The organism is Gemmata sp., assembly GCF_051859125.1.
Classification (GTDB): domain Bacteria; phylum Planctomycetota; class Planctomycetia; order Gemmatales; family Gemmataceae; genus Gemmata.
Genome location: NZ_JBHYGG010000057.1, coordinates 1 through 12,890, shown reverse-complemented (window position 1 = coordinate 12,890; position 12,890 = coordinate 1). Strand labels below are relative to the sequence as shown.

Here is a 12,890-nt window from a genome sequence, read left to right as displayed (position 1 = left end):
GATATTTCAACGAGATGCGGTGGACTGACTCAGGGCGCTGGCGGTGCGGGGGACTGGGGTGTTTGCGGGGCCGTCCAGTCGGCGAGCAGCAGGCCCGGAACGCGGCCGAAGTCACGCAAGTTGTGGGTCACAACTGTTGCGCCCAGTTCGAGCGCAATGCTCGCGATGCGAAGGTCCATCTTCCCGACGTTGAGCTTCGCGGCGACGAGCAGATCGAACCGTGCCAGCGACGCTTCGGTCTGCGGAAAGATGCGGAACGTGCCCCAGAGTTCGACTGCTCCCGAGAACAGGCGAGAGGCTTGTGCGACCTGTGCGGGCGTTCTGGCCTTGCTGAAAGACGCGAACCAGCCCTTGGCCTGTTCCTCAACCGTGACCGCGGTCAGAGCGACAACGACCCTGCGCTCCCGCGCGGCCAGGACCGCGGATACAACCGTCTCGTCCCCGTGCTGGTAAAGGGTCAGGATGTCTGTGTCGAGGATGAACACGCTCACGCCGCGGGCTCCTGCCGGTGGGTGTTCGTGGTGCCGTTCGAGGAGCTTCGGAGCTTCTCGGCCTCCGCAGCCGCCTCGGCGGCGTCCTCCTCGGCCTCGCGCTGCTTGCGGTATTTTTTAGTTTCGGCGACCCAGTCATCAAACATCGGGTTCGCCGCCATACTCGCCGTGAGTTCGCGGATCCGCTCCATGGTCGGGTCGGTGCTCGTCACCGCGACTTCGACGATTCTCGCCCCCCTCGTGTGGAGCGCGGCCAACAGGCCCTCGACGGCACGGAGCGCGTCGCTTGCGGTGCCCGCTTCCGCGGCGAGGTTCAGCGGCGCGCCGGTCGTCGCCCGGAAGCCGGTCGGGATCGGTTCGAGCAGCACGGGAATGTTCATGGCGGCCTCCAAAGGGGTTTCGAGTTTGAGGTTTCACGTTTCGAGTTGAGATCACAGCGTCGGTTCCCGAAACGTGAAACCTCAAACTCGAAACTCGAAACTCCTGGTGTCAGCCCATTTTACTCGATTCACGATGCCTTTGAACCGCGGCGGTGATGCGGTCGGCGGCCTCGTCGATGTCGGCGAGTTCCAGCGTCGGGGACAGGCTGAACCGGAGCGCCGAGCGGAGGCGGTCGGCTGACACGCCCATCGCCCCAAGAACGGGACTCGGCAGCAGGCTCCCGCTCGAACACGCCGAGCCGGTCGAGCACGCGACGCCCGCGAGGTCGAGCGCCATTAAGAGCAGGTCCGCACGGCACCCGGTGAACGAGACGTTCAGCGTCGTGGGCAGCGCGTCGGGAGCGCCGATCCCGGGGCCGTTCAACTCGACCGGTGCGGCCGCTCGGAGCCGGTCCCACAGGCGCTCCCGGAAGGCCGCGAGGTTGGCGCGGTTGGCGGTCAGGTTCCGCGTGGAATGTTCGAGCGCCGCCGCCAGACCCGCGGCGAGTGCCGGCGACTCGGTGCCGGGCCGGCGGCCGCCCTGTTGGTGCCCGCCGAATGTCCGCGGTGCGAGCTTCACGCCGCGCTTCGCGATCAGCACGCCGACCCCCTTCGGCCCGCCGAACTTGTGCGCCGACGCGGTGAGCGTGGTCGCGCCGAGGTCGCGGAAGTTCACCGGCAGCTTGCCGATCGCCTGCACCGCGTCGCAGTGGAGCGCGACGCCGGGGGGCAATGTGGCGGCGATCTCCCGGACCGGTTGGAGCGCCCCCGTCTCGTGGTTCGCCAGCATCACGCACACGAGCCGCGTTTCGGGCGGGAGCGGTTGCGGCGCGACCGTGCCGCGGCCCGAGACCGGCCACCACGCGACGGCGATCCCACGCGCTTCGAGCCGGCGCAGCGGCTCGATCACGCACGGGTGTTCGAGGTGGGACGCCGCGACCAGAGGGGGAGACACGGAGAGGGGAAGTGGGGGAGACAAGACAGGGGATCGGCTTTCGCTCCGTGTCTCCCCTTCTCCGTGTCGCCCCCTCTGGTCGCGGCCCAGCGAGAACACGGCGAGGTTGTTCGCCTCGGTCGCGCCGCTCGTGAACGTCACCTCGTCGGGCGACGCACCGAGCAGCGAGGCGACGCGCTCGCGGGCGTCTTCGAGGACGCGGCGGGCGGCGCGGCCGGCGGCGTGCGGCGACGCCGGGTTCCCGAACGCCTCGGCCTCGGCCCGCAGCATCGCGTCGCGCGCCTCGGGCAGCAGGGGGGTCGTCGCGTTGTGGTCGAGGTAGATCGGTCGCATGCCGTGATTGTAATTCACCGCGGCGGTGGGCATACTCCGGTTCCGCCGGCACACCCCAGGGAGCCGCCCGTGACCGCACACGACGTTCTCGCGGAACTGAAGGCGCTCGGCACCGAGCAGACCAAGAAGACCCTCGCGCGGCACGGCGCGCGGGAGCCGTTCTTCGGCGTGAGGGTCGGCGACCTGAAGAGCATTCAGAAGCGCGTGAAGCCGGACCACGCCCTCGCGCTCGAGCTGTACGACACCGGAAACTCCGACGCGATGTACCTCGCGGGCCTGATCGCCGACCCGCACAAGGTGACGAAGGCGCAACTTCGGAAGTGGGCGAAGGGCGCGTACTGGTACATGTTGAGCTGCTTCACGGTGCCGTGGGTGGCCGCGGAGTCGGCGCACGGCAGGGAACTCGCGCTGGAGTGGATGGACAGCAAAGCGGAGCAGACCGCGGCGGCCGGGTGGTCCACGTACAGTTCGCTCCTGTCGATCACGCCCGACGAGGATCTGGACCTGGCCGAAGTCGAGGCGCTCCTGGACCGCGTGGCGACCGGGATCGGCCCCGCACCGAACCGCGTCAGGTACTGCATGGTGATGTTCGTCGTCTCGGTCGGGAGCTACGTCGCCCCGTTGGTGGCGAAGGCGAAGACCGTGGCCGCGGCACTGGGCACGGTCGAGGTCGACGCCGGCGACACCGACTGCGCGGTGCCGGACGCCGCGGCGTACATTGCGAAGGTCGAGAAGATGGGCCGCGTCGGCAAGAAGCGCAAGACCGCCGCGTGCTGACGCTCGCCAATCGCGCCCCCGGCCCCTATGCTGATTCGTGTGAACCGCTGAGCTGGACCGAGTGTCCCCTTGGTGGTGCCGCCGGAGCGGTGGCAGAGTGGTCGATTGTGCAGCACTGGAAATGCTGTGTACGGGTAACCGTACCGAGGGTTCGAATCCCTCCCGCTCCGCTGACGAACCGTCACCCTCGCGGGTGGCGGTTCGCGTCGTTTAGCACCAGAGGACAGAGCCTCAGAAGAACAGAAGCCAGACGAACACCACTCGCCTCCGCTGTCCTCCTGCCCGTCTGGCCTCTGGGGTTCTGACCTCTGGTCCGTTATTCACCTCCCCCTGGTGCCCCCATGCGAACGCTTCTTCCCGCACTCGGTCTCCTGGTCGCGATCGGCTGCGGGCCGTCCGAGCCCGCGGTGTACCCCGTGAGCGGCACGCTGAAGCTCGGCGACGGCAAGTCGCCGGCCGGGTGCGTGGTCGAGTTCTCGTCGCAGGAAGAGGCGACGAAGGGGCTCAACGCCCGCGGCGAGGTGGGGGCGGACGGCACGTTTACGGTGAAGACCACGATCAACGGCAAGGAAAAGGCCGGGGCGGTCGCCGGGCCGCACAAGGTCGTGGTGGTGCCGCCGGCCGCGAGTTCGACGCCCGGTGCGCCGGTGCCGCCCGCGATCCCGACCCGGTACATGGAGTACACGAAGTCGGGCCTCACCGTTGAGGTGAAGCCCGGAGATGCGAACGCGGTGACGCTGAAGCTCGACGCGAAGTGACGGTCACGGGAGGTTGAGGACGTTCCCGTCGGCCCGTTGCGTCATGTACCCCAGGACCGTGGTGTCCGTGCTGTTCTGAACGGCGCGGACGCTCCCGTCGCAGAACACGAACATGCACACGCCCGTGTGCCAACTCCCGAACCGGCTAATGAACCCGGTTGTGTCGGTCGGCCCGTTTGCCAGCGAGAGCGTCGGCCCGGCTTGACGCGCGTAGCCCCACTCGTGGTCGCCGTTGAAGACCGACCCGTCGCCGCCGCCCGAATTCCCTACTCCCAATTTGGACGGGATCGTGTGCTTCTCGCCGAGCATTGCCGTGTTGCTCGTGCCGTCCGTGATCCCGAGGAGCGTGACTTGGCCCTTGAAGCCGACCGCACTCGCTCCCACGAAGCAACCCGTTGATCCGATGATTGCCCCGTTTGCGTAGGGACCGTCGGGCCATGCGACCGGAGGCCCGTAGTTTGTGAGGCTTCCCGTGCTGCAAGCGTAGTCGGTGAGCGAACCAGGGGTGTGCGGGGCAGATGGGTTACTGTCTGGGATGTCATCCGAGATACTAAGTGCTCCGGCTTGGCGGCCCCGGCTTGGGCAAAGGAACGCCTTCACCGAAAGCTGCTGAGCGGTCGTGTTCTGTTGGTAATACTCCTTCGTCAGGTCCCACTGACTGAAGCCGGCACCCTGCTCGATGTACGGGAGTAGGAGTACGGCCCATGTCCCCCAGTGATCCTTAATGCGGCTCGGCGGCAGGAACCCGACGTTGTCGTGGTAGGCGTGGCAGGCGATGCCGAGCTGCTTCAGGTTGTTGGTACACTGCGTGCGTGCCGCGGCCTCGCGGACCTTCTGCACGGCGGGGAGGAGCAGGCCGATCAGGATCGCGATGATGGCGATCACCACCAGTAACTCGATCAGCGTGAACCCCGAACGCGGGCGCGTCATGGGCGAGACTCCGGGGGAATGCAGCGGAGAGCGGAACGATATCGGAACCGTCATTGTACCAACCTCGCCCGTTCGAGCAATTCCAGCCCGCCCCGCCCCGCCCGTTCACCTTGCCACCGTTGCCGCGTCGCCGTGTCTGCGGTAGCCTCAACTCAGTCAGGGTATTTCGAGTTTCGAGTGCATGTAGGAGTGAGCCCGGGGGTGAAATCCAGGGTTCCGGCGTGCCCACAACTCGAAACGTCGAACTCGAAACTCGAAACCGCCCCAACCGTCCCACCCGCCACACCGGAGTTCCTCCCCATGTCCCGCCTCGCCTGCGCGGCCCCCGCGCTCCTCCTGACGTGCGCACTCGCGTTCGTCCCCACCGACCGGCCGGTCGCGGCGCAAGCGAAGAAGGCCGGCCCCGACGAGGCCGCGGCCGCCGTGCGGGTCGCCGACAAGGGGCTGAAGGTGGACGTGTGGGCCAGCGAGCCGCACCTCGCCAACCCGGTCGCGTTCACGTTCGACGAGAGGGGCCGGTGCTTCGTCGCCGAGACGTTCCGGCACAGCCAGGGCGTGCCCGACACCCGCGGCAAGCCGTGGCTCGACGACGACCTCGCGGCCCGCACCGTCGCCGACCGCGTCGCGATGTACAAGAAGTTCAAGTACGGCGAGTTCCCCGACAACAGCGAGCGGGTCCGGCTCGTGTGGGACTCGACCGGCAGCGGCCGGGCGGACAAGGACAGCGTGTTCGCCGACGGGTTCAACAGGTACGAGGACGGCATCGGGGCCGGCGTGCTCGCCCGCAAGGGGAACGTGTACTACGCCTGCATCCCCGACCTGTACCTGCTCCGCGACCCCAAAGGCGAGAACAAGGCGACCGAGAAGACCTCGCTCGCGTCCGGGTTCGGGATCCACGTCCAGTTCATCGGGCACGACCTGCACGGCCTGCGGATGGGGCCGGACGGCAAGCTCTACATGTCGGTTGGCGACCGCGGGTTCAACATCACCACCAAGGAAGGGAGGAAGCTGTTCAACCCGGACAGCGGGGCCGTGCTGCGGTGCGACCCCGACGGCGCGAACCTCGAAATCGTTCACATGGGGCTCCGCAACCCGCAGGAACTCGCGTTCGACGACCTCGGGAACCTGTTCACCTACGAGAACAACTGCGACTCGGGCGACCGGGCGCGGTGGGTGCAGATCGTCGAGGGCGGCGACAGCGGGTGGCGGTGCGGGTTCCAGTACGGCACCGGGTACCACACCCCGGCCGTGCCGCAGGGGAACCGCGGCCCCTGGAACACCGAGAAGCTGTGGCTCCCGCAGTGGGACGGCCAGCCGGCGTACATCCTGCCGCCGCTCGCGAACTTCGGCAACGGCCCGTCGGGCATCACGCACTACCCCGGCGTCGGGCTCAACGACAAGTACAAGGACCACTTCTTCTGCTGCGACTTCACCGGCGGCCCCGGCGGGAGCAAGATCTGGGCGCTCGCGGTGAAGCCGAAGGGCGCGACCTACGAGATCGTCGGCGGCGCCCCGAAGGAGTTCCTCGGCAACATGCTGCCGACCGACTGCGAGTTCGGGCCGGACGGCGCGTTCTACTGGAGCGACTGGACGACCGGGTGGGACAAGCCGGGCAAGGGCCGCATCTTCCGGCTCACCGATCCCGAGGCGATGAAGAACCCGGCCGTGGCCGAGGCGCAGAAGCTCATCGCCGAAGGGTTCGAGAAGAAGAGCGCCGACGAGCTGGAGAAGCTGCTCGAACACCCGCACGCGCAGGTGCGGCAGGAGGCGCAGTTCGAGCTGGTCGCGCTCGGGGCGACGGGCCGGCTGGCGAAGGTTGCGAGCGATTCGACGAACCGCCTCGCGCGCCTCAACGCCGTGTGGGGGCTGGGTCAGGTCGCCGCGAAGGACCGCGACGCCGTCGGCAAGCTGCTCAAGCTCGTCGGGGACCGCGACGCCGACGTGAAGCGCTCTGCGGTCGAGCAACTCGGCACCGCCGTGTACCGCAAGCCGCAGCTCCAGGCCGACCCGACCCACGCCGCGATCCAGGCCGAAGTCCTCAAGCTCCTGACCGACCCCGACCTTCGCGTGCGCGCTGCCGCCGCGGTCGCCTACGGCAAGATCGGGAACCCGGCCCCGCGCGAGGTGCGCCCGACCACGGAGCAGGAGTACATCGCCCCGCTGTTCGAGGTGCTGAAAGCGAACGATGACAAGGACCCGTACCTGCGGCACGCGGCGGTGATGGGCCTTTTCTACGCGGCCCGCAACCCGATCGACCTCTGGAACGTGTGGGCGACGTCGAAGGACAAGTACGACCTCGCGTCGGTCCGCACGGGCGTGCTGCTCGCGCTGCGGAAGCACGGCAGCGAGAAGGTCGCCGAGTTCCTGGGCGACGCCGAGCCGCGGATCGTCGCCGAGGCGGCCCGCGCGGTCTACGACGACCGCATCACCGCAGCCCTCCCCGCCCTCGCCAAGCTCGCCGACAAGCCCGCCCTCCCGGACGCCGCCGCGTTCCGTGCGGTCGCCGCGAACTCCTGGCTGGCGCAGGCCGAGCCGATCGCCCGGTTCGCCGCGCGCCAGGGCGAGCCGGACTACACCCGCGCGTTCGCCCTCGACCTGCTCGGCAAGTGGGCCGAGCCGGGCCGCCGCGACCCGATCACCGGGATCACGATGGACCTGCCGAAGCGCGACGGGACCGCCGCGGCCGCGGCACTGAAGGCCGTTGGCGTCGGCGTGTTCGCCGGGTCGGACGTGGTCCGCAAGCAGGCGGCCCAGGTGATCGCGAAGCTCGGCGTGAAGGAGTTCGGCCCGCAACTCGCCGGGCTCGTGAGGGACGCGAAGACCCCGGCCGCGCTCCGCGTCGAAGCGCTCTACGCCGTGGACGCGCTGAACGACCCGGTCGCGAAGGAGCTGTCCGAGTTCGCGCTGAGTTCGGACGAGCCGCGGCTCCGCGCCGCCGGCCGCACCGTGAAGGCGAGGGTCGATCCCGCGGGCGTGCTCATGACGCTCCCCGATCTGTTGAAGGACGCGAAGACCTCGCTCGCCGAGAAGCAGGGCGCGTTCGCGATTCTCGCCGCGGCGAAGGAGTCCGAGGACGCCGACAAGTTGCTCGACGCCTGGCTCGATCAGGCCTTAGAGGCGAAGGTCGCCCAGGACGTGATTCTCGACCTGCTCGACGCCGCCGAGCGGCGCACGAAAGTCAAGATGAAGCTGTTCGCGCCACTCAAGGCCAAGGTGGACAAGTACCGGGCGGCGCAGGCGAAGGCCGGGAACGACCCGAAGGGCGACAAGCTGGCCCCGCACCTCGAATCGCTGCTCGGCGGCGACGCGGACCGCGGCCGGCAGGTGTTCCTGAACAATGCGGCGGTGTCGTGCCAGCGGTGCCACAAGCTCGACGGCCAGGGCGGCGAGGTCGGCCCGCAACTCAACGGCATCGCCGCGGAGAAGGACAAGGACCGCCGCTACCTGCTCGAAGCGATCGTGCTGCCGTCGGCCCACATCGCGAAGGGGTTCGAGACAGTCGTGCTCGTGCTCAACGACGACCGCACCGTGTCGGGCATCGTAAAGGCCGAGGACAAGAAGACGATCAAGCTCCTGACCGCGGAGAACAAGGAGATCTTCGTCCCGGTCGCGGACGTGGCCGAGCGGCGCACCGGTCTGAGCGCGATGCCGGCGGACCTGCACACGAAGATGAGTCGCCGCGAACTCCGCGACCTGGTCGAGTTCCTCGCGGGCTTGAACGTGCCGCCCCCGAAGTGAATGACTCGTGAGTCTTGGCGAGCGGGGGGCGTCAGCCCCCCGAGTTGTTGCGAGTTCTTGGAGGGCCGAGCATGGCGGTGCTGATTCACGACCCACTGTTCGAGCCGCAGGTGCGGGCCGAGCGCGACCGGCTGTTCCCGAACAACCGCGACGAGGTCTGGGAAGGAGTCCTGGTCATGGCCCCGCTGCCGAACAACGAGCACCAGTTCATCGCCCAGGATTTGGCATTCGCGTTCGCGTGCGCCGTGAATCGCGCCGCGAGGGACCGGGTCCAGCAAGGCGCGAACGTGAGCGACAGGGTCGCCGGGTGGACCGACAACTACCGCGAGCCCGACGTCGCGGTGTATCTCTCAACGACAAAGGCAAAGGACTGCGGTACCCACTGGGTCGGCGGGCCGGACCTCGCGGTCGAGATCGCGAGCCCCGGCGAGGACCCGCGGCAGAAGCTCGACTTCTATGCGAAGGTGAACACGCGCGAAGTGCTGATCGTGGACCGCGACCCGTGGGCGCTCGAACTCTATCAACTCCAAGGCGGGAAGCTCGAACTCGTCGGCACGTCGGACGCGACGACTTCGACCGTCCTCGTGAGCAGCGTCCTACCGCTCACCTTCGCGCTGCGACCCGCCGCCCCCCGGCCCGTGATCCGCTTGGCCCACACCGCGAAGCCCGACGAGTGGGCGGCCTGAAGGTCGAAGAACTCGGGGGGCTGACGCCCCCCGCTCGCCTGATCACTTCGTGTCACTTCGCCTTCTTGTACACCGCCAGGACCACGCCCGACCCGGCGGCGCTCTCGAACTTCGTCGGCCGATCCTTGCCCGGTTCGACGAACGCCACCGTCATCGTGTCCCCCTCGACCTTCACGATCCCCGGCAGCGTCTTGCCGTCGTAGGTGCCGCCCTTGGCGACCACCTCGAACGTCGCCGGCGTCTTCGTCGCGTCGACCGTGTACGTCCCCGACGACGAGGGGAGCTTCGACTCGGCCGGGAGCGTGAACGTGTACTTCCCGGCGTCGTGGACGCGGACCCCGCCCTTGTAGGCGTCCATCACCTTCCCGTCCCTCGTCACCGACTCGACGACCCACTTGCCGGCCGTCGGGTCCTTCTTGTCCTCGGCACCCGCGACCCCGATCAGACCAACTGCCAGCACTGTCGAAAGGAACAGTTTCATCGTGCGCCCTCGTGTGGAGACCCCGCCCCACAGGGAGCGGGTGAGTTGTTCTATGCGCGTCAGCCCGCCCACTGCCAGTGGACGTACCGGTTCAGCAGCACGAGTTGTGCGGCCGCGAAGCACCCGACGGTGAGCCGGTAGTAGAGCCGGTTCCGCAGCGCGTCGCCCAGTTCGATGAACGCCGGGGTGCTGACGAGCAGCAGGCGGTGGGCGCTCAGGAACGTGCCGGTCGCCATTAGCACGGCGACGGGGAGGAGCGTCACCAATCCCCAGAACACCCCGCGCCGCCGCCACGCCCGCACCCCCATCGCGACCACCAGCACCGCGACCAGCGCCTCGGGCACGAACTGCGTCGCGCCGCCGGGCCGCGGGAGGGCGGGGTCGTAGACCGATTCGACCGCGTACCACAGGTTCAGCGGCGACAGCGGCCGGCGGCCCCAGTGCGCCTGCGCGTTCACGCCCACGAACGGGCTCCCGAACTCGTACGCGACGAACCCCCAGAACAGGGCGATCCCCGCGAGGCTGCCGAGCGCGACCGCGAGCACGCGCCAGAAGCCGCGGCGGCTCCGGTCGTTCACCAGCCAGTCGGCGACCGCCGCCGCGCCGATGGCGACGCTCTGGAGCCGGGCGAACGTGCTGAGCAGCGCGTAGCCGCCACAGCACCAAGGCCGTGAATCGAGCCACGCAATCAGCGCGAGGCTCGTGAACAGCAGCCCGAACGACTCGTGGTACGGGGCGGAGTAGAAGAACGCCGTCGGGAACGCGAGGAGCAGCACGAACGCCCGCACCGCGGCGGCCCGGTCCCGGGCGACGCGCTCGGCGACCTGCGCGAACAGCGCCGCACCGGCCGCACCCGCGAGGTTCGCCGCGAGAAGCCCGACCCAGAACGGGTTCAGGCCGATGGCTTCGCTCGCCGCGAGGATACCCGGCATCAGCGGCGGGAACACGGCCCCGAGGTGCCCGCCGCGGTTGTGCGCGTAGCCCTGCTCCGCGAGGTACGCGAACCACGTCGCGTCCCAGCGGTACCAGGGCTCGATCACGGACGCGGACGTGCCCTGTATGCGCTCGCGGAGCTGCTTCGGCCCGTCGTCGTCGCTCACCGACACCATGTCGGCCGGGTAGCCGGCGACGCCGATACCGAACACGATCACCGGGTTCGGCGGTTGCACCGGGATGAACAGCACGCCGAGCGCGACGACCGCGAGGCGCACAGCGAGCGCGACGCCGAAGAGCGGGAGGAAGCGGAGACTGGCTGGTGGGGCGGGTGGTGTCATGCCGTTGTGATACGGCAACCGAAGCCGACGAGGTGAGAGTCGGGGCGACAGGATTCGAACCTGCGACTTCCTGGTCCCAAACCAGGCGCTCTACCGGGCTGAGCTACGCCCCGAATTGCGGGTGGGTCGCACCCGCACAGTCATCTTACCAAACCGGACACGCCCGCGGAAGGGCGGGTTCACATTCCCGTCAGGACCGGGCGAACCCAGTGCGCCAGCGAGGGGGGACGCCTACCCCCCACGCGGGCGCTCTGGGTTCGCCCGGCTACACGCTCGCAGAAGGGCGGCTACTTTCGGATCTCGAACGACTCGAAGAACTTGTCGGCCGCCGCACCGCCGACCGCGTCCGGGCTGCCGACCGCCAGCACCTGGTACACGCGGTTGTTGGCCAGCACGATCCGCAGCCGGAGCTGGAGCGTCGTCGCGTCCACCTTCACCTCGGCGGTGACGTTCCGCCCCGGGTACTTGTCCGCCCCGAACGTGGTGGGTTGCGACTTGGTCACCTTCGCCTTGAAGTTGTCCACCAGTCCCTTCTCGCCGCTCTCCAGGATGTCCTCGGCCTTGCTCGCCTTCACGGTCTCGGCCGGCAGGTCGGAGTGGATGACCATGTAGGCCACGTCCTTCGCCTCGACCGCGGCCGTGCTGATCGTCAGCTCGCCCGACTTCTTGGAGTCGACGGTCGGGGCGGCCGGGAACGCGACCGCGTACCGCCCGTCCTTCGACTCGTACTTCTTCGCGTCCTGGGCCGCGAGCCCGCAGGCGGCGCCGAGGACGAACACGGTGCTCAGGAGAGTTCGCATCGGACTACTTTCTTTGGGCGGTGGTGTGGTGACGGGAGCGGTGGCCGGCGGGCCCCCACGGAGGGCGGCCCGCGTGGGGCCGGCCCCGCGTCACTTGGTCAGCTCGAACGAGTCGAGGAACTTGGCCGCGTCCCGGCCCGTAACGAACGCGGGCGAGCCGACGACGGCGACGTGGTGCAGCCGGTCGCCGCGGAGCACGAGGCGGACCCGCACCCGCTCCGTGCCCTTCTGGATGTCGAGGTCGCGGCCCGGGAGCTTGTCCGGGCCGACCTCGACGTCCTTCTCGGCGAGCACCTTCCCGTCGGCCCCCTTGAGCGCGTCGCGGGCCCCGTCGTAGAGCTTGCCGCGGGGCTCGGCCGCCGCCTTCCCCGCCGGGTAGTCGGAGTAGCTGGCGCTGTAGGCGTCGCCGTCGGCCGTGGCGTACGTCGCGGTGAACACCTTCGCGTCGCCGAGCGGGGTGGCGGTGGCCGCGGTCGTTTCCTTGGGCGCGCCCGGGAACCGGACCGAGAACCGGCCGTCCCTCGGGGCGTAGGCGTCGGCCGCGAGGCTGTTCGCCGCGGCCCAGACGAGCGTCGAGAGGGCGAGGGCGGTGCGGGTCACTTGGTCACCTCGAACGACTCGATGAAGCGGTCCGCGGAGGGCGAGGTCACGACGTCCTTCGGCCCCTGCACCATCACCTGGTAGAGCCGCGGGCCGGCGATCACCACGCGGTTCCGCAGGAACCCGTCGGGCTTCTCGATGAGCAGGTCGCGGCCGGCGTACCTCTCGATCCCGACGGCGACGTCCTTCTCCGAGTGGACCTTCCCGTCGGCCCCCTTGTTCCCGTCGCGGACCTTGTCGAGCCGCCCGGCCGCCGGCTGCTTGGCGACCTCGGCCGGGGCGTCCACGAACGTGACGAGGAACGACGTCCCGGCCCGCAGCTCGACCAGGTCGATCGTCAGCACCAGCTCGGACTTGTCGCCCTTGATGGGGACCGTCTCGGTCTTCACCGGGCCGGGGAACTGCACCTTGTACCGCCCGTCGGACGAGGCGTACTGCTTGAACTCCGGGGGCTGGGCCGCGGCGCCCGACGCGAGGGCGAGCAGTGCGGCGGCGAGCAACGTCCGGGTCGTCATCGTGACTCCTCCTGGGTCGATGCGCTGAGCGTAACCGATCCGCGGGGACGCGGCAAGCCGGCCGGGGGCGGGGGGCGCGCTGCCGCGTCTTGGCGAACCCTGAGCGCCAGCGAGGGGGTGAGGCGCACTCCCT

At 69.1% G+C, this 12,890-nt stretch carries 13 protein-coding genes and 2 tRNA genes; 5 read left to right on the top strand and 10 right to left on the bottom strand.

Features of this window, described 5'->3' with window-relative positions; translation table 11 throughout:
* Nucleotides 1-29: 29 nt before the first annotated feature.
* The 3 genes from ACTIGN_RS07060 to ACTIGN_RS07050 form a co-directional block, all read right to left on the bottom strand.
* Nucleotides 30-491 carry a type II toxin-antitoxin system VapC family toxin gene (locus ACTIGN_RS07060; protein ID WP_439622218.1) on the bottom strand — a complete coding sequence of 154 codons (462 nt, stop codon included), beginning with the start codon at nucleotides 489-491 and terminating at the stop codon, nucleotides 30-32.
* On the bottom strand, nucleotides 488-871 hold the full coding sequence (locus tag ACTIGN_RS07055) for a hypothetical protein (protein WP_439622216.1): 384 nt from the start codon (nucleotides 869-871) through the stop codon (nucleotides 488-490). Before ACTIGN_RS07055 ends, ACTIGN_RS07060 begins: the two co-directional genes overlap by 4 nt.
* Before the next feature lie 109 nt (nucleotides 872-980).
* A complete protein-coding gene (locus tag ACTIGN_RS07050) occupies nucleotides 981-2,198 on the bottom strand; it encodes a cysteine desulfurase family protein (protein WP_439622214.1) in 1,218 nt (405 codons plus the stop codon).
* Between the two features lie 69 nt (nucleotides 2,199-2,267).
* On the opposite strand from ACTIGN_RS07050, the gene ACTIGN_RS07045 reads away from it, so the two are divergent.
* The 3 genes from ACTIGN_RS07045 to ACTIGN_RS07035 all read left to right on the top strand — a co-directional run bounded on the left by ACTIGN_RS07045 (nucleotide 2,268) and on the right by ACTIGN_RS07035 (nucleotide 3,733).
* A complete protein-coding gene (locus tag ACTIGN_RS07045) occupies nucleotides 2,268-2,975 on the top strand; it encodes a DNA alkylation repair protein (protein WP_439622212.1) in 708 nt (235 codons plus the stop codon).
* A gap of 83 nt (nucleotides 2,976-3,058) precedes the next feature.
* Nucleotides 3,059-3,145 (top strand) — tRNA-Ser (locus tag ACTIGN_RS07040).
* A 171-nt stretch (nucleotides 3,146-3,316) separates the two neighbouring features.
* A complete protein-coding gene (locus ACTIGN_RS07035; protein WP_439622210.1) occupies nucleotides 3,317-3,733 on the top strand; it encodes a hypothetical protein in 417 nt (138 codons plus the stop codon).
* Between the two features lie 3 nt (nucleotides 3,734-3,736).
* On the opposite strand, the gene ACTIGN_RS07030 is transcribed toward ACTIGN_RS07035, so the two are convergent.
* Nucleotides 3,737-4,663, bottom strand: a complete 927-nt coding sequence (locus ACTIGN_RS07030; RefSeq protein WP_439622208.1) for a DUF1559 domain-containing protein — start codon at nucleotides 4,661-4,663, stop codon at nucleotides 3,737-3,739.
* Nucleotides 4,664-4,963: 300 nt separating this feature from the next.
* On the opposite strand from ACTIGN_RS07030, the gene ACTIGN_RS07025 reads away from it, so the two are divergent.
* Entirely contained in the window at nucleotides 4,964-8,401 is a 3,438-nt protein-coding gene (locus tag ACTIGN_RS07025; RefSeq protein WP_439622206.1) for a DUF7133 domain-containing protein, read from the top strand.
* 71 nt (nucleotides 8,402-8,472) lie between these two features.
* A complete protein-coding gene (locus ACTIGN_RS07020; protein ID WP_439622204.1) occupies nucleotides 8,473-9,087 on the top strand; it encodes a Uma2 family endonuclease in 615 nt (204 codons plus the stop codon).
* Nucleotides 9,088-9,139: 52 nt separating this feature from the next.
* Here the strand turns inward: ACTIGN_RS07020 and ACTIGN_RS07015 are convergent, their stop codons facing one another.
* The 6 genes from ACTIGN_RS07015 to ACTIGN_RS06990 form a co-directional block, all read right to left on the bottom strand.
* The gene (locus ACTIGN_RS07015; RefSeq protein WP_439622202.1) at nucleotides 9,140-9,568 is read right to left on the bottom strand and encodes a TIGR03067 domain-containing protein; all 429 of its coding nucleotides are present in this window, start codon (nucleotides 9,566-9,568) and stop codon (nucleotides 9,140-9,142) included.
* A 59-nt stretch (nucleotides 9,569-9,627) separates the two neighbouring features.
* A complete protein-coding gene (locus ACTIGN_RS07010) occupies nucleotides 9,628-10,842 on the bottom strand; it encodes a hypothetical protein (protein ID WP_439622200.1) in 1,215 nt (404 codons plus the stop codon).
* Between the two features lie 39 nt (nucleotides 10,843-10,881).
* Nucleotides 10,882-10,955, bottom strand: a tRNA-Pro gene (locus tag ACTIGN_RS07005).
* Between the two features lie 174 nt (nucleotides 10,956-11,129).
* Nucleotides 11,130-11,642, bottom strand: a complete 513-nt coding sequence (locus tag ACTIGN_RS07000) for a hypothetical protein (RefSeq protein WP_439622198.1) — start codon at nucleotides 11,640-11,642, stop codon at nucleotides 11,130-11,132.
* Nucleotides 11,643-11,732: 90 nt separating this feature from the next.
* Nucleotides 11,733-12,242 (bottom strand): hypothetical protein, encoded by a 510-nt coding sequence (locus tag ACTIGN_RS06995; protein ID WP_439622196.1) that lies wholly within the window; start codon nucleotides 12,240-12,242, stop codon nucleotides 11,733-11,735.
* Nucleotides 12,239-12,757, bottom strand: coding sequence for a hypothetical protein (locus ACTIGN_RS06990; protein ID WP_439622194.1), 519 nt, complete (start codon nucleotides 12,755-12,757; stop codon nucleotides 12,239-12,241). Before ACTIGN_RS06990 ends, ACTIGN_RS06995 begins: the two co-directional genes overlap by 4 nt.
* Between the last annotated feature and the right edge of the window lie 133 nt (nucleotides 12,758-12,890).